At 63.6% G+C, this 25,047-nt stretch carries 11 protein-coding genes and 2 pseudogenes; 9 read left to right on the forward strand and 4 right to left on the reverse strand.

Features of this window, described 5'->3' with window-relative positions; all coding sequences use genetic code 11:
- Window positions 1–101: 101 nt before the first annotated feature.
- The 4 genes from glgA (at window position 102) to glgB (ending at window position 11,263) form a co-directional block, all read left to right on the forward strand.
- The gene (gene glgA, locus QCE62_RS33065; RefSeq protein WP_309927199.1) at window positions 102–1,778 is read left to right on the forward strand and encodes a glycogen synthase GlgA; all 1,677 of its coding nucleotides are present in this window, start codon (window positions 102–104) and stop codon (window positions 1,776–1,778) included.
- Window positions 1,779–2,152: 374 nt separating this feature from the next.
- On the forward strand, window positions 2,153–5,557 hold the full coding sequence (locus QCE62_RS33070) for a maltotransferase domain-containing protein (RefSeq protein ID WP_309927201.1): 3,405 nt from the start codon (window positions 2,153–2,155) through the stop codon (window positions 5,555–5,557).
- A 95-nt stretch (window positions 5,558–5,652) separates the two neighbouring features.
- A complete protein-coding gene (gene treS / locus QCE62_RS33075; RefSeq protein ID WP_409017953.1) occupies window positions 5,653–9,051 on the forward strand; it encodes a maltose alpha-D-glucosyltransferase in 3,399 nt (1,132 codons plus the stop codon).
- On the forward strand, window positions 9,038–11,263 hold the full coding sequence (glgB, locus tag QCE62_RS33080; protein WP_309927203.1) for a 1,4-alpha-glucan branching protein GlgB: 2,226 nt from the start codon (window positions 9,038–9,040) through the stop codon (window positions 11,261–11,263). Before treS ends, glgB begins: the two co-directional genes overlap by 14 nt.
- Before the next feature lie 237 nt (window positions 11,264–11,500).
- On the opposite strand, the pseudogene QCE62_RS33085 reads toward glgB, so the two are convergent.
- A pseudogene (locus QCE62_RS33085) lies at window positions 11,501–11,855 on the reverse strand (IS5/IS1182 family transposase); the annotation flags it as partial.
- 157 nt (window positions 11,856–12,012) lie between these two features.
- Window positions 12,013–12,900, reverse strand: coding sequence for a hypothetical protein (locus QCE62_RS33090; RefSeq protein WP_309927575.1), 888 nt, complete (start codon window positions 12,898–12,900; stop codon window positions 12,013–12,015).
- On the opposite strand from QCE62_RS33090, the pseudogene QCE62_RS33095 reads away from it, so the two are divergent.
- Window positions 12,863–13,094 (forward strand): annotated as a pseudogene (locus QCE62_RS33095) (1,4-alpha-glucan branching enzyme); the annotation flags it as partial. The gene QCE62_RS33090 and the pseudogene QCE62_RS33095 sit on opposite strands and share 38 nt — an antisense overlap.
- 94 nt (window positions 13,095–13,188) lie before the next feature.
- On the opposite strand, the gene QCE62_RS33100 reads toward QCE62_RS33095, so the two are convergent.
- Both QCE62_RS33100 and QCE62_RS33105 read right to left on the reverse strand, forming a co-directional pair.
- Window positions 13,189–14,580 (reverse strand): hypothetical protein, encoded by a 1,392-nt coding sequence (locus QCE62_RS33100; RefSeq protein ID WP_309927204.1) that lies wholly within the window; start codon window positions 14,578–14,580, stop codon window positions 13,189–13,191.
- Between the two features lie 286 nt (window positions 14,581–14,866).
- Complete coding sequence (locus QCE62_RS33105) at window positions 14,867–15,517, reverse strand: hypothetical protein (protein ID WP_309927206.1); 651 nt, start codon at window positions 15,515–15,517, stop codon at window positions 14,867–14,869.
- Between the two features lie 175 nt (window positions 15,518–15,692).
- Here QCE62_RS33105 and glgX point away from each other — a divergent pair, with 175 nt between their 5' ends.
- The 4 genes from glgX to treY all read left to right on the forward strand — a co-directional run bounded on the left by glgX (window position 15,693) and on the right by treY (window position 25,045).
- Window positions 15,693–17,918 carry a glycogen debranching protein GlgX gene (gene glgX, locus QCE62_RS33110; protein ID WP_309927207.1) on the forward strand — a complete coding sequence of 742 codons (2,226 nt, stop codon included), beginning with the start codon at window positions 15,693–15,695 and terminating at the stop codon, window positions 17,916–17,918.
- A 76-nt stretch (window positions 17,919–17,994) separates the two neighbouring features.
- A complete protein-coding gene (treZ, locus tag QCE62_RS33115; protein ID WP_309927209.1) occupies window positions 17,995–19,914 on the forward strand; it encodes a malto-oligosyltrehalose trehalohydrolase in 1,920 nt (639 codons plus the stop codon).
- On the forward strand, window positions 19,911–22,106 hold the full coding sequence (gene malQ / locus QCE62_RS33120; protein WP_309927211.1) for a 4-alpha-glucanotransferase: 2,196 nt from the start codon (window positions 19,911–19,913) through the stop codon (window positions 22,104–22,106). Before treZ ends, malQ begins: the two co-directional genes overlap by 4 nt.
- On the forward strand, window positions 22,103–25,045 hold the full coding sequence (treY, locus tag QCE62_RS33125) for a malto-oligosyltrehalose synthase (protein ID WP_309927213.1): 2,943 nt from the start codon (window positions 22,103–22,105) through the stop codon (window positions 25,043–25,045). Before malQ ends, treY begins: the two co-directional genes overlap by 4 nt.
- The last annotated feature ends 2 nt before the right edge of the window (window positions 25,046–25,047 follow it).

The following is a 25,047-nucleotide window of genomic DNA, read 5'->3' on the forward strand; positions in this document are numbered from 1 at the left end:
GCGATTGCTGCATTGCGCCAGCCATTCCCAAATGCACAACTCCAATCAGCTTCGCCGGCGCGGCGCATCGACCGCGCGTTCCTCTCGCTCAGGAGCCCATTTTGCCTTTGAACGTTCTGCTGGTCGCCTCTGAAGCCGTCCCGCTCGCCAAGACCGGCGGACTCGGCGACATGGTCAGCGCCTATGCCGCCGCGCTGCGCCAGGCCGGCGTCGATGCCACCATCCTGCTGCCCGCCTATCCAAACGCGGTAGCGCAGACGGAAGGACTCACCAAGGTCGGCACGCTTGCCGGCCTGCCTGGCGGCGACGCCGACTTGCTGCGGGGCCGCATGCCCGGCACCGGCGTTCCCGTGCTTCTGCTGCGCTGCGACAAGCTGTACGCACGCACTGGCCTCTACCAGGACGCTCAGGGTCGCGACTACACGGACAACGCCGTGCGTTTCGCGACGCTTTCGGCAGCCGCAGTGCGGATTGCGCAAGGCGTCCGCAACGTGAAGCGTCCGGACATCGTGCATGCGCATGACTGGCATACCGGCCTTACGCCGCTGCTGATGAAGGCGGCGGGCGTGCACGCAAAGAGCGTTTTCACGATCCACAACCTCGCATTCCAGGGCAACTACGCGCTCTCGCTTGGTGCGTCGCTCGGCGTGCCGGAGAAGTGGCTCGTGCATGCGCTGAGTGATCCGCAGAGCATCGAGTTCTACGGCGCCTTGAGTCTGATGAAAGCGGGCATCGTCCACGCGGATCGCGTGACGACCGTCTCCGAAAACTATGCGCGCGAAATCCTGACGCCGCGCTTTGGTCATCTGATGGAAGGCGTGCTGCAAAGCTGCGCGGACAAGCTGTCGGGCGTGGTGAACGGCATCGATGAAGACGTGTGGAATCCCGCCACGGATCCGACCATCGAGCGCAACTATTCCTTCGACGACATGCGCGGCAAGCATGCCTGCAAGCGCGCGCTGCAACGCAAGTTCGGCCTGCCCGTCGATCCGTTCGCGCCGGTGATGGCAATCGGCAGCCGCATGACCAGCCAGAAGCTCGCCGATGTCGTGCTCGAAGCGCTGCCGCGTCTGCTGGCCCAGCATCCGCGTCTGCAACTGGCCGTGATCGGCAAGGGCGAAGCGCACATCGAAGCAGGCTTCCGCAAGCTGGCGCAGGAATGGCCGGATCGCGTCGGCGTGACGATCGGCTATGACGAACGGCGCGCGCACTTGCTGCATGCCGGCGCCGACATCCTGTTGCACGGCAGCCGTTTCGAGCCATGCGGACTGACGCAGATGTATGCGATGCGCTATGGCACGCTGCCGATCGCATCGCGCGTGGGCGGTCTCGCCGACACAATCGTCGATGCAGCGCAGAACGCCGATGTCATCGCCTCCAACGTGCTGCGCCCGTCCGTGTATCTGCGCGACGGCACGCACGACCAGCCCGTCGCACACGCCCCCGTGCAGCGGACCGCTGATGCGCCCACGGGCTTCCTCTTCGACGGCGAACGCGCCGACGACATTCTCCACGCCGCCGCCCGCGCGCTCGACGCCTATATGCGTCCGCAAGTGTGGCGCGCGCTGCAGCGCAACGCGATGTCATGCGATTTCGGATGGAACGAAGCCGTCGCGAAGATGGTCGCACTGTACGCCGGCGTGAGCGATGCCCGGCCGAGCCGGACGGCCCTGCGGCCGCGCCGTGCCGCCGAGGCCGTGAACGCGCCGGTATCGGTGCCGACACCGGACGCGCATGCACTCACAACCGACAAAACGCTGGTCGCGCGCAGTGCGTGAGCGCGACGCCTGCACTTGCTCCATAGTAGTGCCCTGATGCAGAGCTGACCCGGCCGGCGTGCCGGGCGCGGCACGCAACGTGCTCCCTCCCCGTGCGATGTTCCTGGGGCATCCGTCGGGATCGACTGCCGGGAACGCGTGGCGCGCCGCGAGCGCGAATTGCGCCCGGCGCACCGTGTAACGCGTGACGCAAGCAGGGCGAACAGGCCGATGTCGACACCCGACCGGTTGCGCGCCTGTCGTCCGCACGCGAGCAGCAGTGCGCCATGCGCCGGAACGTGCGGACCGGCTCTTCAGCCGTTTGGTCCGTGAGCGCGATCGCGATCGAAGTCCGCATCCCCGCCACCGCAGGACGACTCTGGAAAATACGAACGATGGAAAACCATCAAGCTCATCATGCGTACGCGCCGCGTATCTACTTCATCGATCCCCTGCTCGTCGGCCCTCTTGCGAACTGGGCAGCCCAGTTCGAGCACGCGGCCTCGCTGGGCTTCGATCACATCCTGATCGGCTCGCCGTTCGTGCCCGGCAGCAACGGGCATCGCGAGGCCGTCGCCGATCATCACCGTCTGCATCCCGTATTCGAGTTCGACGGCAGCGCCGCCGAAGGCCTGGGCCAGCTCGCCGCCGCCGCAAGGAAGCACGAACTCACGCTGCTGGTCGATATCGTGATCGATCGCGTCAGCGCCGAAGGCGGCCTTTATCAGGACAACCAGCACTGGTTCCAGCCGTTCGAAAGCGCCGATGCGCGCCTCGATCCGCGCATGCCGCCGCGCAAGCGCGATGTCGCCTGGGCCGACTTCACGAACGGTGAAGCCGCGGACCGCCTGACCGAATGGTGGGCGCGCGAGCTGAACCAGATGTCCGACGCGGGGGTCGGCGGCTTTCGTTTCGATTCACCGCACGCGGTGCCCGCGCACGTGTGGCGGCGCCTCGGCGCGGCGGTGCGCGAGAAGCATCCGGAGTCGCGCTGGCTCGCGTGGACCGTCGGCGTCACGCGACATGACCTGCACGGCCTTTCCGATGCTGCCTTCGACGCCGTCTTCACCTCCACCCGCTGGTGGGACTTCAAGAGCGCCTGGCTGTGCGACGAGCACGCGGCACTGGCGCGCATTGCGTCGCCGGTGGCGTTTCCGGAAGATCCGTTCGGCACGCGCTTCATCGGCGACCTGACCGACACCAGCGACACCGCGCTGCTCGAACGCGCCTATACGCGCGTGCTCGACACCGCCGCCGCGCTCGGCACCGGCTGGATGGTGCCGATGGGCTTCGAATACGGCATCGGCCTGCCGCTGTCGCCGCAGTATGGCGTCGCGGCCGAATACGCGCGCGCGACGAGCGAGAAGCGCATCGACCTGACGGCGCGCATCCGCCGCGCCAATGACCTGCAACGCAATGTGGCGACGCTGTCGAGCGTCGGTGAACTGCGCTCGCTGACTGGCGCGGGCACGCCCTACGCCGCACTGATCCGCGCCGACGGCGGCGATCTGCGGCGCAGCGAAGGCGCCGTGCTGGCCGTCTTCAATCCCGATCTCGTCGCGCCGGTGCATGTGGACACGCTGCATCTGCTCGAATCGGTGCCGGGCAACTACACGCGTTTCGCACCCATCGATGACACCCTCGGCCAGGCCCAACGGCTCGCGCCGTTCACGCTGCATGCGGGCGAAGTGCGGCTGTTCCGCGCGGAAGCCGAGCCGTTCATCCTGCTCGCGCAGCCGCAGGTCAAGCGCGGCGCGAAGGCGGCCGACAAAAAATCGGTGGCCGAGGCGATCGCTGCGCCGCGCGTGTCGATTGAAAGCGTCACGCCTTCGGTGGATCACGGACGCTTCCCGGCGAAACGCATCGTTGGGGAGGCGCTGGAAGTGCAGGCCGCGATCTTCGCCGAAGGTCACGACAAGATCGCCGCCGCGGTGCAATGGCGCGCCGCCGATGAAACCGACTGGCACGAAGCGCCGATGACCGCCGTGCAGCCCGCCGGCCTCGACCTGTGGAGCGCGCGCATTCCGCTGGAACGCGTGGGGCGTCACGAGTTCGTCGTATTGGCGTGGCGCGACGACTACGCGTCGCTGGTCGATCACATGCAGAAGAAGCTGAAGGCCGGGCAGACGGTAGAACTGGAAGTGGAGGAAGCGAAGCATCTGTTCGCGCTGATCCTCGCTGAAGTCAAGACCGCCGGCGACGCCGGTTCCGACAGCGCCTCGCTCGACGCCATCGTCAAGGAATTCACCAAGGCCAACGACGCGCGCAAGCTGGAACTGGTGCTGGCGCCCACGACCGCCAAAGCGGTGGCGGCGGCGCGGCACCGGCCGTTCCTGTCGCGCGATCCGGTCGTGTACCGTGTGGACGCCGAACGCGCCGCCGCGCGCTTCGCGAGCTGGTACGAGATCTTCCCGCGTTCGATGAGCGACGACGTGAACCGTCACGGCACCTTCATCGACGTGATCGGCAAGCTGCCGCGCATCCGCGAGATGGGCTTCGACGTGCTGTACTTTCCGCCGATCCACCCGATCGGCGTCGCGAACCGCAAGGGCAAGAACAACACGCTGACGGCCCAGCCGGGCGACGTGGGCAGTCCGTATGCCATCGGCGGCAAGGAAGGCGGCCATACGGCGGTGCATCCCGAACTCGGCAATCTCGATGACTTCAAGCGCATGCTCGAAGCCGCGCATGAACATGGCCTGGAGATCGCGCTCGACTTCGCGGTGCAGTGCTCGCCGGATCACCCTTGGCTCAAGGAGCACCCGACGTGGTTTGCATGGCGTCCGGACGGCACGCTGCGTTACGCGGAAAACCCGCCGAAGAAGTATCAGGACATCGTCAACCCGGACTTCTATGCGCAGGATGCGAAGCCTGAACTGTGGACTTCGTTGCGCGACGTGTTCCTGCACTGGATCGATGCGGGCGTGCGCATTTTCCGGATCGACAACCCGCACACCAAGCCTTTCCCGTTCTGGGAATGGGTCATCAGCGACGTGCGCGCGCGTCACCCCGACGTGATCTTCCTCGCCGAAGCGTTCACGCGCCCGCGCGTGATGAACCGGCTGGCGAAGCTCGGCTTCTCGCAGTCGTACACGTACTTCACGTGGCGCGAGAGCAAGCGCGACTTCATCGAGTACATGCACGATCTCACGCAGACCGACGCGAAGGAATTCTTCCGTCCGAATTTCTTCGTGAATACGCCGGACATCAATCCGCGCTTCCTGCAAAGCTCGGGACGGCCGGGCTTCGTAATCCGCGCGGCGCTGGCCGCGACGCTTTCGGGCCTGTGGGGCGTGTACAGCGGCTTCGAATTGTGCGAGTCGGCTGCGCTGCCGAACAGCGAGGAGTATCTGAACTCCGAGAAGTACGAACTGCGCGCATGGGACTGGAACCGGCCCGGCAATATCGTCACCGAGATCACCGCGCTGAACCGCATCCGCCGCGCGAACCCGGCATTGCAGTCGCATCTTGGCATCAACTTTCTGCCCGTGCATAACGACCACATCCTGTTTTTCGAGAAGGCGAACGCCGCGCGCGACAACGTCGTGCTGGTTGCGATCAATCTCGATCCGTTCAACGAACAGGGCGCGGATATCGAATTGCCGTGGCAGACCCTCGAAGCCTGGGGCGTGCACGAATGGGACGCGGTGAGCGTCGAAGACCAGGTGACGGGCGAGCGTTTCGAATGGCGCGGACGGCGTCAGCACGTGCGGCTCAATCCGCATTCGCTGCCGTTCGCGATCTGGCGCATCGCGCCGCCCTGGGGCTTGCCGAAGCCTCAGCCGGACACGGCGGCATGAATCGATAAAACATAAAAAAGCAGCGGCGAACGAGAGCACACCAGAACAGGGGCGAACCGCCATTGGCGAGCCCGACAGGACATTGGAGCGAAACCGTGGATACAAGGGTGAAGCGCAACAAGAAGGCGTCGATTCTCAGCGACGATCCGCTCTGGTACAAGGACGCGATCATCTACCAGGTTCACATCAAGTCATTCTTCGATGCGAACAACGACGGCATCGGCGATTTTCCCGGCCTGCTCGCGAAGCTGGACTACATCGCGGAGCTGGGCGTCGATGCGATCTGGCTGCTGCCGTTCTATCCGTCGCCGCGTCGCGACGATGGCTACGACATCGCCGACTACCGCAACGTGCATCCCGACTACGGCACGATCGCAGACGTCAAGCGCTTCATCCAGGAAGCGCACGCACGCGGCATTCGCGTGATTACCGAACTGGTCATCAATCACACGTCGGACCAGCATCCGTGGTTCCAGCGCGCGCGCCATGCGAAGCCCGGCTCGGCGCACCGCAATTACTACGTATGGTCCGACACGGACAAGAAATACGAAGAGACGCGCATCATCTTCATCGATTCGGAGCCGTCCAACTGGACGCATGATCCGGTCGCGGGCCAGTACTACTGGCACCGCTTCTATGCGCACCAGCCGGACCTCAACTTCGATAACCCGGCGGTCCTGAAGGAAGTGCTGTCGGTGATGCGCTTCTGGCTGGACATGGGTATCGACGGTCTGCGGCTGGACGCGGTGCCGTATCTGGTCGAGCGCGAAGGCACGAACAACGAGAATTTGCCGGAAACGCACGACATCCTGAAGAAGATCCGCGCGACCATCGACGCCGAGTATCCGAACCGCATGCTGCTCGCGGAAGCGAACCAGTGGCCGGAGGACGTGAAGGAATATTTCGGCGACGAAGACGAATGCCACATGGCGTTCCACTTTCCGCTGATGCCGCGCATCTACATGTCGATTGCGAGCGAAGACCGCTTTCCGATCACCGACATCATGCGGCAGACGCCGGACCTCGCCGAAACCAATCAATGGGCGATCTTCCTGCGCAATCACGATGAACTCACGCTCGAAATGGTCACGGACTCCGAGCGCGATTACCTGTGGAACACCTATGCGAGCGACCGCCGCGCGCGCCTGAACCTCGGCATTCGCCGGCGGCTCGCGCCGCTGATGGAACGCGACCGTCGGCGTATCGAACTGATCAACTCGCTGCTGCTCTCGATGCCGGGCACGCCGGTCATCTACTACGGCGACGAGCTCGGCATGGGCGACAACATCCACCTCGGCGACCGCGACGGCGTGCGCACGCCGATGCAGTGGTCGTCGGACCGCAATGGCGGCTTCTCGCGCGCCGATCCCGAGCAGCTGGTGCTGCCGCCCGTGATGGGCTCGCTGTACGGCTATGACGCGGTCAATGTGGAATCGCAAAGCCGCGATCCGCATTCGCTCCTGAACTGGACGCGCAAGATGCTCGCGGTGCGCCGTTCGAAGCATGCGTTCGGGCGCGGCACGATCCGCTTCCTGCGGCCGGCGAACCGCAAGATCCTCGCTTATGTGCGCGAACTCGAAGGCGAGCCGCCCATCCTGTGCGTGGCGAACCTCTCGCGTGCGCCGCAGGCGGTGGAGCTGGACCTGTCGGAGTTCGCCGGCTCGGTGCCGCTGGAAATGACCGCCGATTCGCCGTTCCCGCCGATCGGCCAACTGACCTATCTGCTGACGTTCCCGCCGTATGGCTTCCTGTGGTTCCAGCTGTGCCCGGGCAACATGCGGCCCGCCTGGGCGCAGGCGCCGTCCGAACAGTTGCCGGAATTCGTCACGATGGTGATCCGCGCCGGCCAGACCGGACCGACTCCCGAGAACGTGCGCCTGCTCGAGTCCGAAGTGCTGCCGAACTACCTGAGCAAGCGCCGCTGGTTTGCATCGAAGGATCAGAAGCTGCATGCGGTGCGCCTCGCCGCGCTGACGACGATCGAGAACGCGGGCTTCGCGTTCACCGAAATCGAAGCCGATGTCGGCGATCACTGCGAGCGCTACGTGCTGCCGCTGTCGATTGCATGGGGCACGGAGACCACCTCGCCGCTGTACATGCAGCTGGCGCTGGCGCGTGTGCGCCGCAACCGCAACATCGGGCATCTGACCGATGCGTTCGCGGTGCCGCAATTCGCTTATGGCGTGCTGCGCAAGCTCAAGGAGCGCGCGGCCGTGCCGACCGTACAGAAGAGCGAAATCCGCTTCCTGCCGACGGAACGCCTCGACCAGCTCGACTTCAATCCGGCCCAGCCGCCGGAAATCCGCTGGCTTGCGGCCGAGCAGAGCAACAGCTCGCTCGTGATTGCCGATACCGTCGTGCTCAAGCTCGTGCGGCGCGTGGTCGGCGGCATTCATCCGGAAGCGGAGATGAGCCGCTATCTGACGAGCCTCGGCTACGCGAACACCGGTCCGCTGTATGGCGAAGTGGTGCGCGTCGATCCGGAGGGCGTACCGCATACGCTCGTGATCCTGCAGGGCTTCATCGACAACCAGGGCGATGCGTGGAACTACGCGCTCGATTACCTGCGCCGCACGGTCGATGAACTGGCGGTGGTGGTCGAAGTCGACGAGAACACGCAGGAGCGTGATGCACAGGCCGAGGGCTTCACGGGCTACGCGAACATTGCGGGCGTGATCGGCAAGCGGCTGGGCGAATTGCACGTCGCGCTCGCGAGCCCCACGGACGACGCCGCGTTCGCGCCGCAGCGCGCGAGCAAGGAAGACGTGAAGAACTGGATGGACGGCACGCTGAAGCTGCTCGAATCGGCGCTGGATATCGTGGCGCAGAAGATCGGCGAGTTCAATGAACACGACAAGTTCCTCGCACAGAGCCTGCTGGACCGGCGCGACATGCTGGTCGATGCCGTGAAGAAGCTGGTTGCGCCGTCCGCTGATGCCCTGTGCATCCGCATCCATGGCGACTTCCATCTGGGTCAGGTGCTGATGGCGCAGGGCGATGCGTATCTGATCGACTTCGAGGGCGAACCGGCGCGCGCGCTGGACGAGCGCCGCAGGAAGACGAGCCCGCTGCGCGATGTCGCGGGGCTGCTGCGTTCGCTGTCGTACGCAAGCGCCGCGGCGCAGTCCACTACCGAAGTGGCGCCCGCGCTGACCGCCGACCGCAAGCGCGCGCTGTTCGAACGGCTGCGGACGATTGCCGAGGAAAGCTTCTTGCGCGAGTACACGGCAGCCATCGCTGCATCGCCTGAACAGATTGCGGCTGAAGATGTGTTCGAGCCCTTGCTCGATCTTTTTCTGATCGAGAAGGCCGCTTACGAAATCCGCTACGAAGCAGCGAACCGGCCGACCTGGATCGGCCTTCCGTTGCGGGGTCTCGCGTCGCTCGCGAGCCGCCTGCTGGGCGACACGGGCGAGCCGCCCGCACCCGGCACGCGACCCGTGTACGGAGCAACCAAGGACAATCCGGATGGAACCCACCATGAACAATCGTAGCGATCCGGCGGATACCAGAAATCCGGCTCACGGCCTCAATCCGCTCGATATCGATGCGCTCGTCGACGCGCGCCATCCCGACCCGTTCTCGATGCTCGGCATGCATCAGACGGATGTCGGCCACGTCGTGCGCGCCTACTTGCCGGGCGCATCCGGTGCGAACGTCATCGATGCGGCGAGCGGCGAGCATCTCGGCGCGCTGACGCGGATTCACGACGCCGGGCTCTATGCGGGCTTCGTCGAACGGCCTGCGGCTTATCGGTTGAAGATCGACTGGCACGGCACGCCGCAGGAAACACACGACACGTATTCGTTCGGTCCCGTGCTCTCCGATGAGTCGCTGACGCGTCTCTCGCATGCCGATCCCTACGCGGTGCTCGAATGCCTCGGTTCACGGCCGGTCACGCATGGCAATGTGGCGGGTGCGCGCTTCGCCGTGTGGGCGCCGAATGCACGCCGTGTGTCGGTGGTCGGCGACTTCAACACGTGGGATGGCCGACGTCATCCGATGCGCCTGCGTCACGGCTCGGGCGTGTGGGAGCTGTTCATTCCGGGCATCGGTGCAGGCACGCGCTACAAGTACGAGATCGTCACGCGCGATGGCCACACGCTGCCGCTCAAGGCCGACCCGTGCGCCATGCAGAGCGAGAAGCCGCCGTCGACGGCCTCGGTGGTCGCGGATGCGGATGCCATCGATCATTACGCGTGGACCGACTCCGACTGGATGGCCTCACGCGGCGGCAAGCAGACGGTGCAATCGCCGATTGCCATTTACGAGGCGCATGCCGAGTCGTGGCTGCGCGTGCCGGAAGAAGCCAATCGCGGCATGAACTGGCATGAGCTGGCGGAGCGCCTGATTCCTTACGCGAAGGGCATGGGCTTCACGCACCTCGAATTCATGCCGATCGCCGAGCATCCTTTTGGCGGTTCATGGGGTTATCAGCCGCTCGGGCAGTTCGCGCCTTCCGCGCGCTTCGGCACCCCGGAGCAGTTTGCCGAGTTCGTGAACCGGGCGCACGAGGCGGGACTGGGCGTCATCATCGACTGGGTGCCCGCACACTTCCCGAACGATGCGCATGGACTGGTGCAGTTCGACGGCACGCCGCTCTATGAGCATGCGGATCCGCGCGAGGGCTATCACCAGGACTGGAACACGATGATCTACAACCTCGGACGCAACGAGGTGAGCGCGTTCCTGATTGCATCGGGCCTGGCGTGGCTGAAGCGTTATCACGTCGATGGACTGCGTGTGGACGCGGTGGCGTCGATGCTGTATCGCGACTATTCGCGCAAGGCCGGCGAATGGGTGCCTAACATTTATGGCGGGCGCGAGAATCTCGAATCCATTGCGTTTCTCAAGCGCCTCAATCATGAAGTGCGGCAGATTCCGGGCGCGATCACGGTGGCGGAGGAATCGACGGCCTGGCCTGGCGTGACGGCAAGCGTGGAAAGCGGCGGACTGGGTTTCGACTTCAAGTGGAACATGGGGTGGATGCACGACACGTTGCATTACATGGAGGAAGACCCGGTCTATCGCCAGTATCACCATCATCTTTATACGTTCGGGATGGTGTATGCGTATTCCGAGCGCTTTGTGCTGCCCTTGTCGCACGATGAGGTAGTGCATGGGAAGGGCTCGTTGATCGGCAAGATGCCGGGGGACCGTTGGCAGAAGTTCGCCAATCTGCGGGCTTACTTCGGTTTCATGTGGACGCATCCGGGGAAGAAGCTCTTGTTCATGGGCGGCGAGTTCGGGCAGGTTGCAGAGTTCAATCACGACGAATCGCCGCATTGGCATCTGCTCGACGATGCGCTGCATGGCGGGTTGCAGAAGTGCGTGCGTGATCTGAATTTTCTTTATACCGGTGAGCCGGCGTTGCACAAGCTGGATAGCGATCCGCGCGGGTTTGAATGGATCGTCGGGGATGACAACGGGAATAGCGTGTATGCGTATCGGCGGACGGACGCCGAAGGGCGTGATCTGGTTGTTGTTTGCAACATGACGCCGGTGCCGAGGCTGGCTTATCGGATCGGCATGCCACGGGCCGGGCGCTGGAGTGAAGTGTTCAATTCTGACGCCTCCGTGTACGGCGGATCGAACATGGGCAATGGCGGTGTCATTCATACGGATGACTATCCGAGTCATGGGAAGGGGCAGTCAGCCGCGTTGACATTGCCGCCGTTGGCGACGGTAGTGTTGCGGGCGGACTGAGCGCCGTGGACCGCCGCTGAGAGTTCAGCGGCGGTCCACGGGTAATGTGCCCTTCGATTGGCCTTGCGGAAGCACGATCCTGGCGAGACTGGATTCAAGCCCACTCAATCTGGCAGCCGGTTGAAGTATTCGTCGTTGGCGTGCCAAGACGCATGGCGACGCATGCTGAACTCGTGCTTCTGATACGCGCAAGAGCTCTTGTGAGCGTTCGATGCTGCTCGTGAGTTTACATCAACATGTAGTTCGCTCAACGACCGCTAAGCCTCCTGAACGTCCTTCGTTTTGAGTCATATGCGGCCTGACGCAATTCGCGCAACAACTGCATCGAAGCCGGCAGCGTCGTAGTTCTTATCCGCACCGACCGTGATGCCGCTTGGTGAAACTCTCGCAGCATCGGCAAGCATCTGCGCCGTGCAGCCTCGCTCGGCGGCGCCGTCGCCAGCGTTACCTGCGCGTTGACCACCAGTCCATGTCGGTTATCAGTCAGTACATGACCCATATAACAGAGCATCGCTCCTGTTCTCTTGCCTTTGCGAAAAAGGCGCGCTTGTTCGTCCGTCGCGGATTGGTGCGCTTCTATACTGCGTTTTTGCCAAGCCAATTGGCATTCGGTGTGGGCGGCTCGTCCATTGACTCGACAATCCTTCGCTGCCGCGCATCCGTTCCATCTCGCTGGCGTCAATGACTTTAGATTCAACGTTAAACCTTTTGATCAGCATGACTGTTTGGCGAGGTAATTCAACGACCTGCTAGTAGTATTTCCAGACCAAGATGTTCGAGTCGTCCGTCAAGAATTGATCGTAATCCTTGAAGAAACGATTGAGCGAGGAGCGATTCTTTTCAAGCATGGACAATCCGTCTATCACTAACTTGTAGGAATCAGGGTTGTCAGCCATGTAAGGAGAAAAATTGTCCAGAATGTCGCGGAGCACTTTTTCTCGTGTTCCAAAATCATGCCATGCGCATTCGATCCGTGCCTGTTCGCTGCGCCCGCCTCTGGGGTGAAAGCTTCGTTCAAGGGTACGATTCTCTGTCATGGTCTGGTGCTGAAGAAACGTTTTCCTCAGTAGAGACTCAGGAACTTCTTTAATTCCCTTACTCTTGATTTCGTGGGCTGCATGCAAGACTACTGAACTTACTACCAAACCTGCGCGGTCATGACGAGCATATAAGTCGAAAGGATCGCGATTCGTCACATGGAAGCTCTCGTGCAGCAACGTATTGCGTAGCGCTTCTGGATAAGAAGACTTCGTCAGGGCTTCAAGCGACTTGATTCCAGAAGCGAAGGCTAACATCAGATACGGTAGGTCATACTTCTCCCACGGACTGGGATGAAGTTGCAGTTCTTCGTTCTCCTCGGTCACGTAGCGCGGGGGTTCATCATCTACGGAACATGTTCCCATGATCATGCCAGGCTCACCCACAGCATATCGAATATCCTTCGACGGCCGCAGACTCTCCAAGACAAGCTTGGAGGTGCGGATTCGGCTTTTCAGTTTGGCAATAGTCAGATCACCGTGGTCTCCAAAAAAGATGTCCAAAAGACGATCTCGCGGGGCGCGCAAGGACAGATCGTCAATTGCCTCCAATGCTGCTTGCGATGAGGTGGTGCATGGGAAGGCCTCGTTGATCGGCAAGATGCCAGGAGACCGGTGGCAGAAGTTCGCCAATCGGCGGGCTTACTTCGGCTTCATGTGGACGTATCCGCGGAAAAGCTTTTGTTCATGGGCGGCGAGTTCGGGCGGTTGCGGAGTTCAATCACGATGAATCGCCGCATCGGCATCTGCTCGACGATGCACTGCATGGCGGGTTGCAGAAGTGCGTGCGCGACTGGTTTTGCGGGCGGATTGAGAGAGTCCTCCGGTGCAGCCATACTTTCGCGTGCCGGCCGCTTCATGGCTGGCACGCGGCTCTCTGCCAGGGCGCTAGCTTCGACTCCAGTCGAGAACCAGCCGATCGTCATGCAGGAACGCCTCGTAATCTGCGAAGAAGTCATCGAGCGCGGCCGGGTTCCTGTTCAGCATCGCCAGTCCGTCCACCACGCGCATGAAGGAGTCGGGGTTATCGAACATATAGGGCGCAAAGTTGTCCAGTATGTCGGCAAGCATGGCCTTGCGCTCCGATTCATTCGACCACACTCGTTCAAGCCTCGCTTCATCCAGTCCATCGTCTTCGGCCAGGAAGGTGGGCACGGGTTCGTGGATGGAATCCTTCGTCCGATGCATGAGCAAGGTCTTCTTCAAAAGCAACTCGTGCACGTTTTCCGCGCCTTTCGTCAGGACTTCATGCGCGGCGTGCGTGATCAGTGGCGCGACGTCCGGCTTTCCATCGACCCTGTCTTCGTAAATATCGAACTCGATGGGATTGGTGACATGAAAGCTCTCGTGCAGCAGTGTCTCGCGCATCGCACCAGCATAGCGGGTCCCTTCCTGCTCTTGCATATCCCGCATGCCGGCGTCGTACGCATACATCAAATACGGCCCCCTCCCGGCGTCACCCTCGCTGCGATGCAAATGCAGGCTGCTTCCTGAGCCCGACGTGAAACGGGGAGGTCGGCCGCCATAGACCGTGGACATGAATGCCCTCCCTTCGGCGGCACGATAGCGGATCTCCAGCGACGGACGAATGCTCTCGAGGACGCGCCGCGATACACGTATTCGCCGTCCGAGTTCATGAACTAGCGCTTCAGAACTGCCACCGAAGAATATGTCCAGCAAGCGCTTGCTTGCCCCGCTCAGCGCCGGAGCGTCGAGCGCCTCCAGTGCCTGGCTTGTCGACCGCGCTGCGGCATCCCGCGCCTTGCGCAGATCCGAACGCATCTCGCGAGCGCGTGCTTCCGGAACATCCGGGTCCCGAAAGCCAAAAGGCTTCGAGTCGTATTGCCAACCCTTGATGCGCCATCGGGGACTCAACGCCCAGCCGGATCCCCGCCAGAACACAGTTGCGCGATGCCTCGCCTGAGCGTTGGAATCGGACAATCTGAACCATTCGGTTTCGCTCACATACTCCACCTCGTGGAGTTTGCCGCTCATCGTGATGAAATATCGCGTCTCGTCGTCCTCGATCAACTCCTGAACGCCAAAGAAGGTCGCGGAGGGTTTGAGTTCGAACGTTCCGGCAGCGGACGGCGGCAGCGACCCTTGTCCGTCGTCGCGCTGATATTCCGCCGGACGACGCCAGGACACGGCATCTTCATCCTCGTCGATCTCATGCAGCGCCTGTGCATGCTGCGACCATCGCTTGAGTTCACCGGAAGCTTTTTGCCGTGGCCTGGAAACGGTCTTTCGGGGCGCAAGCGCTTTCACATGATTGGGCATGGCTTGGAGCGGGCTATGTGGGTCAGTACGGCGCAGGGAACGAGTCGGCCCCTTTTCGGGACTGGTATCGGCGTCGACATTTCAACGTGTTCGGGATTGCCAATGTAGCCCTGTCGCATTCATTCGGCACGCGCTTCTCACGGAGGAGCGGTAATTTTTGTTTGCAGGCGGAGCGTCGTTTCTTCGATCGCGCTAGTTGCACCAGAGATTCTCCAGATGCGCGATGCAAATTCGGTCATCATGCACACGATCACGCTCGATCTCGTCAATGCACAACTCGATGCGATCATGCAGGCATGTCCTTAGCGTCTTCGTTCTGGAAATGCTGCCAGAACAAGTTTTCAGAGGGATCGGACAGATATCTGTTGTAGGCGGCTAAGAAGCGGTCGAGGGCTCCGGAATCGCGACTCAACATCGACAACCCCTCTACCACGCACATGAAAGATTCCGCGTCTGCCTGAGCAAATCCGCGCTGACTCTTCTGGAACCCTTGCTTCTTATCTCGTGCGCCGCTCAGGACCCGTCCAAGTACCGTGCGTCCCTCACGATTCATTGCTTGATATACCTCGAAACGGCACTTATCCGTTGCGTGTACGCTCTCATGAATCAAAGCGGCACTCAAGCTATGAGCGAAATGCGCTGCGGAATCAGCATTCACTTCTCCCATTCCGTGTTGACAGGCCTTCATCAAATAAGCAGCGTCGAAAAGCCCGACCGGATGGCGATGAAGCGTCAGGTCATCGCCTGCGCCCGTCTTGAAACAAGATGGGCGGTCATCCAATGCGACCGTCGACATGATGGAGTCTCCAAACTGTTGTTCATAGCGAAGATCCTTCGACGGCCTGAGACTTTCCAGCACAAGCGGCGACGTACGGATCCGCGTTCTGAGTTTTAGCGTCGTTGCGCGCGCTGTTTCATGAAACGCACGACGCGGCATGAGCAGTTCCCGAAGGGTCCCATTGACGTCGCGAGCCGGCACAGGAACGGGATGACTCAATGTGTCCCGTCCAACGGACAAATTCCTTCGGTCAGGCGAAAATCGCTGTGGCGCGTTTTTTGCCTATCGTTACGCCACGTTGTAAAGCCGCACGACAACCAAAAGGACAGGCCCCATGGCAAATGCACTCCCCGACAAGTTGCTCCCCGGCGCGCCCTACCCGCTGGGAGCCAACTGGGACGGACTGGGCGTGAACTTCGCAGTGTTTTCCTCCAACGCACATCGCATCGAGCTGTGCCTGTTCGACAGCACGGGCCGCAAGGAACTCATGCGCTTCGACCTGCCCGAATGCACGGACGAGGTCTGGCACGGCTACCTTCCCGGCGCACACCCGGGCACCGTCTACGGCTTCCGCGCCCACGGCCCGTATCAACCGCAGCAGGGCCATCGCTTCAATCCCCACAAGCTGTTGCTCGATCCCTACGCGAAGAAGCTCGTCGGCCCCTGGCGCTGGTCGGACGCGCTGTTCGGCTATCGCGTCCATTCGAACCGGCTCGACATGTCGATGGACCGCCGCGATTCCGCGCCCGCCATGCCCAAATGCATCGTCACCGACGACGCTTTCGACTGGTCGCGCGACGTGCGCCCCGACACGCCCTGGGGCGAAACCATCGTCTATGAAACGCATGTGCGCGGCACCTCCATGCTCCGCGACGACATCCGCCAGCACGAACGCGGTTCGTTCGCGGCCCTCTCCTCGCCATGGTTCATCGAACATCTGCAGAAGCTCGGCATCACGGCCGTCGAATTCCTGCCCGTGCACGCGTTCCTCAACGACCGCTTCCTCGTCGAACGCGGTCTCAAGAATTACTGGGGCTACAACACCGCGGCGTTCTTCGCGCCGGAGCCGTCGTATCTGTCCACGCACCGGCTCAACGAAATGCGCATCGCCGTGCGCCAATTGCACGCGGCAGGCATCGAAGTGATCCTCGACGTGGTCTACAACCACACCTGCGAAGGCAATGAACTCGGCCCGACCGTGTCATGGCGCGGCCTCGACAACGCCAGCTATTACCGCCTGATTCCAGGCGATGAACGCCATTACATCAACGAGACCGGCTGCGGCAACACCGTGAACCTGTCGCACCCGCGCGTGCTGCAAATGGTCATGGACTCGCTGCGCTATTGGAGCACGGCGTTCAACATCGACGGCTTTCGTTTCGATCTCGGCGTCACCCTCGGCCGCGAAGGTCATGGCTTCGATCCCGGTTCGGGTTTTTTCGACGCCATCCGCCAGGACCCGATCCTCTCCACCCGCAAGCTGATCTCGGAGCCGTGGGACATCGGACCGGACGGCTATCAGGTCGGCAATCATCCGCCCGGTTTCGCGGAGTGGAACGACAAGTATCGCGACGGCGTGCGGCGCTTCTGGCGCGGCGACGCCGGCATGCGCCCGGATCTCGCCGCGCGGCTCACGGGCTCGGCGGAACTGTTCAACCGGCGCTTCCGCAAGCCTTGGGCATCGGTCAATTTCGTGGCGTCGCACGACGGCTTTACGCTCGCCGATGTCACCGCCTACTCGCACAAGCACAACGAAGCCAACCAGGAAGGCAACAACGACGGCCATAACGAGAACTGCAGCGCGAACTGGGGCGTGGAAGGCGCCAGCGACGACCCCGCCCTGCTCGATGTCCGCGCCCGTCTCGCGCGTTCGATGATCGCGACGACCATGCTCTCGCTCGGCACGCCGATGATGCTCGGCGGCGACGAATTCGGCCGCACCCAGCGCGGCAACAACAACGCCTACTGCCAGGACAACGAGATCTCCTGGATCGACTGGGATGCGGCGGCTCGCCCGGAAGGCGTCGTGATGACGGAGTTCGTCGCGCGCGTTATTGCACTGCGAAAAAACTACCCGGTCCTGCGCGAAACGCGCTTTCTCTACGGCGATCGCGAGGTGCTCCCGGGTCTCTACGACGTCAGCTGGTTCGACGAACGCGGCAACGCGCTTGCCATCGAGGCGTGGCAGGATCCCGAAGGACGCGCCCTCACGCTGCGGCGCGCCGGGCCGGGCGTCGACGGCGAGATCGACGTGCTGCTGATCATGTTCAATGCATCGGCCCAAACGCTCACGTTCACCCCGCCCGCGCCGCACTTGGAATGGAATGTGCTCCTCGATAGCGCGGAACCTGACGCGATCACAAAACCGCTCGTCGGCAGTGAACTGGAGGTGGCCGCACACAGCATCGTCGTGCTGCTGGCCGAGCCTACCGGCGAGGCGGACTGGCAAGCGGTATGGATGGCAGGCGCCCACCAGGGGCCGCGTCTCCTGACCGCGCTGCCGCCCGATCCCGGCACGATGTCCCCGCAACGCGCGCCAGACTCCGATCCGTCCCAGTGACAAGCGGACCGTGCTGGAGCGCGGAACTTCGTCGAAACACAACTGCATTGCATTCACGAGAACCAGGCAGGCCACCATGTCCGAACGTCCGATCGATCCGCACAAGCATCAACATGCGTATTGCCTTCCTTTCGGCGCTCATCTGACGGGCGCCGCGCGCGAACATCCGCGCACGCGCTTTCGTTTCTGGGCGCCGTCGCGCGAGTCCGTGCAAGTCGAAATCGAGCGCGCCGGCGGCGTGCCGGAGCAGATCGCCATGCAGCCCACCGGCGACGGCTGGTTCGAAGCGGAAGCCGATGGCGGCGCGGGCACGCTGTATCGCTACCGGCTCGACGAGAATCTGGCCGTCCCCGATCCCGCGTCGCGCTTTCAGCCTCAGGACGTACACGGGCCGAGCGAAGTGATCGACCCGCGCGCGTACCACTGGACCCACACGAACTGGCATGGCCGGCCCTGGGAAGAGACGGTGCTGTATGAACTGCACGTCGGTGCGATGGGCGGCTATGCAGGCGTCACCGCGCGCCTTCCCGAACTCGCGCAACTGGGCGTGACGGCCATCGAACTGATGCCGCTCAACGACTTCTCCGGCAGCCGCAACTGGGGCTATGACGGCGTGCTGCCGTATGCGCCCGACTCGTCGTATGGCCGTCCGGACGAACTGAAGCAACTGGTCGATACCGCGCACGGACTGGGACTGATGGTGTTTCTCGACGTGGTCTACAACCACTTCGGCCCGGACGGCAATTACCTGGATGCCTACGCGAAGACCTTCTTCCGCGAGGGCGTGCATACGCCGTGGGGACCGGCCATCGACTTCGAACGGCCGCAGGTGCGCGACCTGTTCTTCGACAATGCCCTGTACTGGCTCAACGAATATCGCTTCGACGGCCTGCGCCTCGATGCGGTGCATGCGATCAACGACGACGAATGGCTGCGCGAGTTGTCGCAACGCATCCGCAGTTCGGTGGAGGCCGGACGGCACGTGCATCTCGTGCTCGAAAACGAACACAACACCGCGACCCTGCTGGAAACGCACTTCGAAGCCCAATGGAACGATGACGCGCACAACACGCTGCACGTGCTGTTGACGGGCGAGAGCGAAAGCTATTACGGCGCCTATACCGACCATCCCATCGAGAAGCTGGCGCGAATTCTCACTGAAGGCTTCGCGTATCAGGGCGATCCCTCGCCGATCCACGACGGCAAGCCGCGCGGCGAGAAGAGCGCGCACCTGCCGCCGACCCGCTTCGTGATGTTCCTGCAGAACCACGATCAGGTGGGCAATCGTGCGATGGGCGACCGCCTGCGCGCGCTGACCAATGACGAAGCGCTCCATGCGGCAACGGGCCTGTTGCTGCTTTCGCCGCAGATTCCGCTGCTGTTCATGGAGGAGCAATACGGCTCGACGCAGCCGTTCCTGTTCTTCACCGACTATCACGACCAGCTCGCCGACGCGGTGCGCGAAGGGCGTCGGAAGGAGTTCGCGAAGTTCTCCGCGTTCACCGATGAAAAGCGCCGCGCGCAGATTCCCGATCCGAACGACGTCAAGACCTTCGAGATGTCGTCGCCTCATGCGGTCAGCAACATCGCCAGTTCGGCCCACAAACAGGACGAGGAAGACCGGCTCGCCTGGCTGCACTTCTATCGGTCGGCACTGACGGTGCGCGCGAAGCTCATCACGCCACGCCTGAAGGGTGCCAAGGCGCTGGGCGCGACGGTGCTCGGCGAAAAGGCGCTGGTCGCGCGCTGGAAACTCGGCGACGGCGAAACGCTCACGGTCGCTTTGAACCTCGATGAAGCGCCCGTCGCGCTCGGCGAGACGCCGCAGGGAAAGGTGATCTTCGAGACGCCCGCGCGTGCGCAGGATCGCAGCCGCGACGGCGAACTCGGCGGCCGCACCTTCCTCGCGTGGCTGACCGGCGATGTGAACGAGTACGCGATCGCGCATGATGCGCGCCATTTCGAACCGGCGTCGGCCGAAGGAAAGAAACTGTGAGCGCCGCCGACAAAACCGCTGCCGGTGCGTCGAGCAGCATCGAAACCCTCGCGGCACGGGCCGGCTTCGAAGTCGAATGGCAGGACGCGCACAAGCAAATGCGGCGCGTTCCCGAAACCACGCTGCGCATCCTGCTGGAGAAGCTGGGCCTGCCCTGCGGGAATGCCACGCAGATCAAGCAGAGCATGGCCGCCATCGACGCCGAAACCAGCGGCCGCAAGCTGCCGCCGCTCATCACGGCCGAAGTGGACCGCGCCATCGCGCTGCCGGTGTCGGCGGCGAAGTCGGGGGCACGTTATCGGATCGAGCTTGAAAGCGGCGAAGTGATCGACGGGCGCTTCACGTCGCCGAAGGGCGAGACCGCACTGCTCTCGCCCATCGCCGAGCCGGGATATCACACGCTCGTCATCAACGACCATCGCACGACACTGGCCGTCGCGCCCGCGCGCTGCTACACGATCGACGACGCCTGGCGCGCGCTCGACGATGACGCTGGCAGCGCGCCGCCGCTGTGGGGCGTCGCGGCCCAGGTCTACGGACTGCGCCGCAATGGCGACGGCGGCATCGGCGATTTCACCGCTCTCGCCTCGCTCGCCACGCAGACGGCGCGGCGCGGCGGCCATGCGGTCGCCATCAGCCCGATGCACGCGATGTTCAGCGCCGAGCCGAACAAGTTCAGCCCCTATTCGCCGTCGTCGCGGCTGTTTCTCAACGTCGCGCATGTCGATCCCGCCGCGGTGCTCGGCGCGCCCGCCGTGCGCGCAGTCGTCGAACGACTCGGTCTCGCCGACGAACTCCGCGCGCTGGAAGAACTGACGCTGATCGACTGGCCACGCGCCAGCCAGGCGCGCCTCGCGATTCTCCGCGCGTTGTTCGACACCTTCTCGCAGGACCACGATTCCGCCTTCGCGAAGGACTTTGCCGCATTCGTCGAGGATGGCGGACGCCCGCTCGAAGATCACGCGCGTTTCGAGGCCTTGCAGGCCGTGCAACTCGCCGAGAACGGCGAAGGCCACTGGCGCAACTGGTCCGAAGCGTTGCGCGATCCGCGCAGCGAGGCGGTCGCCGAATTCGCCAGCGCCAATCGCCGGGAAGTGGACTTTTATCTCTTCACCCAATGGCTCGCGGCGAAAGGACTGCTGCATGCCCAGCACGCCGCGCGCGATGCAGGCATGGCCGTGGGACTGGTCGCCGATCTCGCCGTGGGCTGCGACAGCGCCGGCAGTCATGCGTGGTCGTATCGCGATGAAATGCTGACCGGCGTCTCCGTGGGCGCGCCGCCCGACCTGTTCAACCAGGCAGGTCAGTCGTGGGGGCTCACCACCTTCTCGCCGCGCGCGATGCGCACGCAAGGCTTCTCCGCGTTCATTGACATGCTGCGCTGTGCGTTCAAATGCGCCGGCGGCATCCGTATCGATCACATTCTCGGCTTGCGCCGCCTGTGGCTCGTGCCGGAAGGCGAAAGCGCCAAGGACGGCGCGTATCTGCGCTATCCGCTGGAAGACCTGCTGCGTCTGATCGCGCTGGAATCCTGGCGGCATCGCGCGATCGTGGTCGGCGAAGATCTCGGCACGGTGCCGCCCGGTTTCACCGAGCGTCTCCAGGAACACGGCCTGCTGGGCATTCGCGTGCTGTGGTTCGAGCGCGAAGTGGACGGCCCCGGTTTCAAGCCGCCGCGCGAATGGGACAGCGGCGTCACGGCGACGACCACGACGCACGATCTGCCGACGGTCGCCGGATGGTGGCGCGGCGAGGACATCGTGTGGCGCTCGAAGATCGGCCAGACGATGGCGCGCGCCGACGGACGCGATGCGGTGGAAGTAGCGCTGGAAGAACGTGGCGATGATCGCGAACATCTGTGGCGCGCGTTTCAGGAGGCAGGTATCGCGCCCGCCGACGTCGAAGCGCCCGACGTGGACAACCCGCCCGTGGACGAGGCGCTGGCCTTCGTTGCCGCGACGCCCGCACCGCTCGTCACCTATCCGCTCGAAGACCTGCTGGCGCTGGTGGAACAGCCCAACCTGCCCGGCTCCATCGACGAGCATCCGAACTGGCGCCGGCGGCTGGCCCTGCCCGTGGATGAACTGTTTCTGGACGACACCTTCGCCGACCGGCTGCTTGCCGCCGACACCGCGCGCAAGCGTTCTGCCCAACCGAACGAACCCACTTCGAATCCGACCGACTCACCATGACCGTTCCGCGCTCCACGCTCAGGCTCCAGCTGCACAAGGACTTCACTCTCGACGACGCCGCCGCGCTCGTGGACTACTTCGCGTCGCTCGGCGTGAGCCATGCGTACGTCTCGCCGATAACGACCGCCACCGCCGGCTCCACGCATGGCTATGACGTCGTCGATTACACGCGGATCAATCCCGAACTCGGCGGCGAAGACGCGCTGCGCCGTTTTGTCGAGAAGCTCCGGGCGCATGACATGGGCCTCATCGTCGATATCGTGCCGAATCACATGGGCGTGGGCGGCTCGGAGAACGCGTGGTGGCAGGACATTCTCGAATGGGGCCGGCACGCGGCGCACGCGCGCTTCTTCGATGTGGACTGGCACTCGCCGGACCCGGCGCTGCGCGGCAAGGTGCTCGCGCCGTTCCTCGGCGCCTCCTATGGCGACGAGTTGCAGGGCGGCAAGATCAAGCTCGAATATCGCGCGGATGAAGGGCGCTTCGTGATCGCGTATTACGCGCACGCGTTTCCGGTGTGTCCCGTCGACTATCCTGCCGTGTTCCAGGAAGCGCCTGAACTGGCGCAGCGATTCGCCGGCCTCACGACGCAACCCGCCGACCAGCCGCGCGCCGCCGATGCGCGTACGGCGCTCATTACGATCGCGGGGACCGAAGGCGGTCAGGCCGCGATCGAGGCGATCCTCGCCGCGCATTCGTCCGATACACCAGCAGGCCGCGACCGTCTGCATCGCCTGCTGGAGCGCCAGCATTATCGGCTCGCGTGGTGGCGCACTGCCGCCGACGAAGTGAACTGGCGGCGCTTCTTCGATGTAAGCACGCTGGGCGGCGTGCGCGTCGAGCGTCCCGAAGTGTTCGAGGCTTCGCACGCGCTGATCTTCCGGCTCTTCACCGAAGGGCTGATCGACGGCGTTCGCGTCGATCACGTGGACGGGCTCGCCGAACCGCGTGAATACTGCCAACGTCTGCGCGCGCGGCTCGAAGAGTTGTCGGCGGCGCGGCCCGAAGCGTTGAGACACGGCAACGGCCATACGTACTTCGTGGTCGAGAAGATTCTCGGACGCGGCGAACCGTTGCGGCGTGACTGGCAGGTGGACGGCACAACCGGCTATGACTTCATGAACGACGTCGGCGCGCTGCTGCACGATCCGGCCGGCGCCGAACCGCTTGCCGCACTGTGGGCCGAGCTCACGGGCAAGAGCGCGAACTTCGCGGATGAAGCGCTCAGCGCGCGTCGCAAGATTCTCGCCGAGAACCTCGCAGCGGAACTGGATCGCGTGACGCGCGCGTTGCACCGTATTGCGCGCGATGCACAGAACACGCGCGATTTCACCTTTACGTCGATTCGCCGCGTGGTCGCGGAACTGGTCGTGCACTTCCCGGTGTATCGCATCTATCCGCTGGGCAGCGTGCGCAGCGCCGAGGACGAGCGCTTCTTTTCGCAAGCGCTGGACGCCGCGCGCGCGACGCTTCCGCGCGCGGATCATGTCGTGCTCGATCAGGTCGCGCAATGGCTCGGCGGCAAGCTGCCCGACGAAGCGCCGCAGGAGGCGCGCGTCGAACGTGGACGAGACCGCGCGGCGGAGCGCAATCGTGATCGCGACCGGAATCATGCTCAAGCGCAAGGCCAGGCGCAGGCCGGACAGAATGCACAGCAGCTGTCGAGCGGCTCACAACGCCGCGCCGCCCAGACCTTGTTCTCGCAACTGACCTCGCCCGTGGCGGCGAAGGCGGTCGAGGATACGGCGTGCTATCGCTATGGCCGGCTCATCTCGCGCAACGAAGTCGGCGCGGACCCGGGCGAGTTCGCGTTGTCGGTCGCGGATTTTCATGCGGGCAACCAGGAACGATTCGCCGCGTTCCCCCACGCGATGCTGTGCACGGCCACGCACGATCACAAACGCGGTGAGGACGTGCGCGCCCGCATTGCGGCGCTGAGCGAGATTCCGGATGAATGGGCGGCGACGCTGCGGCAATGGTCCACGCTGAACACGCCGCTGCGGCGCGGCGCGAATGGAGGTCTGGCCGAAACCGGCGACATCAATGATTGGGCCCCCGGTCCCGCCGCGGAAGCGATGCTGTATCAGACGCTCGTCGGTTGCTGGCCGCTCACGCTTGCGCCGGACGATGAAGCAGGCGTTCACGAACTGGCCGAGCGCGTTGCACAGTGGCAATTGAAGGCATTGCGCGAAGCCAAGCTGCGCACTAGCTGGTTCGCGCCGGATGAAGCCTATGAACAGGCGTGCAAGGACTTCCTGTTCGATATCGTCTCGCCGCAAAGGCGCAATGGCTTCCTGCAGGAACTGTCGGCGTTCGTCGCACGGCTTGGGCCGCTGGGCGCGGTGAACAGCTTCCAGCAAACGCTCTTGCGGCTGACGGCGCCCGGCGTGCCGGATCTGTATCAGGGCACGGAGCTATGGGACTTCAGCCTCGTGGATCCCGACAATCGCCGGCCCGTCGATTTCGATCTGCGGCGCAAGTGGCTTGCGGAGATCGAGGAGAAAGGCGCGCCGTCCGAGCAGATCGGCAACTGGCGCGACGGGCGTGTGAAGCTGGCGGTCGTGCGACGCGCGCTGGCATTGCGCAAGCATTGCGAGTCGCTGTTTGCACAAGGCGAGTACATTCCGCTCGACGTAACGGGTGAGCAAGCCGGACATGTGATTGCCTATGCGCGGCATGCGGGCAGTGCGTTTGCAGTTGTTGTCGCGACGCGGCTCGCAGCGCCTCTGCTCGACGCAGACGCGGACCTGCCGCTGGTTGCAGCGGAGCGCTGGGGCGATACGGCTATCGTGCTGCCGGAAGCGCTGCACTCGCGTGCGCTGTTCGACTGGCTGAGCCCGAATGCCCCGAAGGCCGAAGGCGCGCAACTCCTCGTACGCGATGCATTGGGCGCGATGCCGGTGGCATTGCTCGTGGAAGAAGGGGTGCCCCGGCCTTGAGC

The organism is Caballeronia sp. LZ033, assembly GCF_031451265.1.
GTDB lineage: Bacteria > Pseudomonadota > Gammaproteobacteria > Burkholderiales > Burkholderiaceae > Caballeronia.

Bases quoted from the DNA above. Each gene is read 5' to 3' on its own strand.
- treZ (WP_309927209.1), top strand. From the start codon at position 17,995: ATGTCCGAACGTCCGATCGATCCGCACAAGCATCAACATGCGTATTGC.
- QCE62_RS33100 (WP_309927204.1), bottom strand. From the start codon at position 14,580: ATGCCCAATCATGTGAAAGCGCTTGCGCCCCGAAAGACCGTTTCCAGG.
- QCE62_RS33105 (WP_309927206.1), bottom strand. From the start codon at position 15,517: ATGCCGCGTCGTGCGTTTCATGAAACAGCGCGCGCAACGACGCTAAAA.
- glgX (WP_309927207.1), top strand. From the start codon at position 15,693: ATGGCAAATGCACTCCCCGACAAGTTGCTCCCCGGCGCGCCCTACCCG.
- treY (WP_309927213.1), top strand. From the start codon at position 22,103: ATGACCGTTCCGCGCTCCACGCTCAGGCTCCAGCTGCACAAGGACTTC.
- glgB (WP_309927203.1), top strand. From the start codon at position 9,038: ATGAACAATCGTAGCGATCCGGCGGATACCAGAAATCCGGCTCACGGC.
- QCE62_RS33070 (WP_309927201.1), top strand. From the start codon at position 2,153: ATGGAAAACCATCAAGCTCATCATGCGTACGCGCCGCGTATCTACTTC.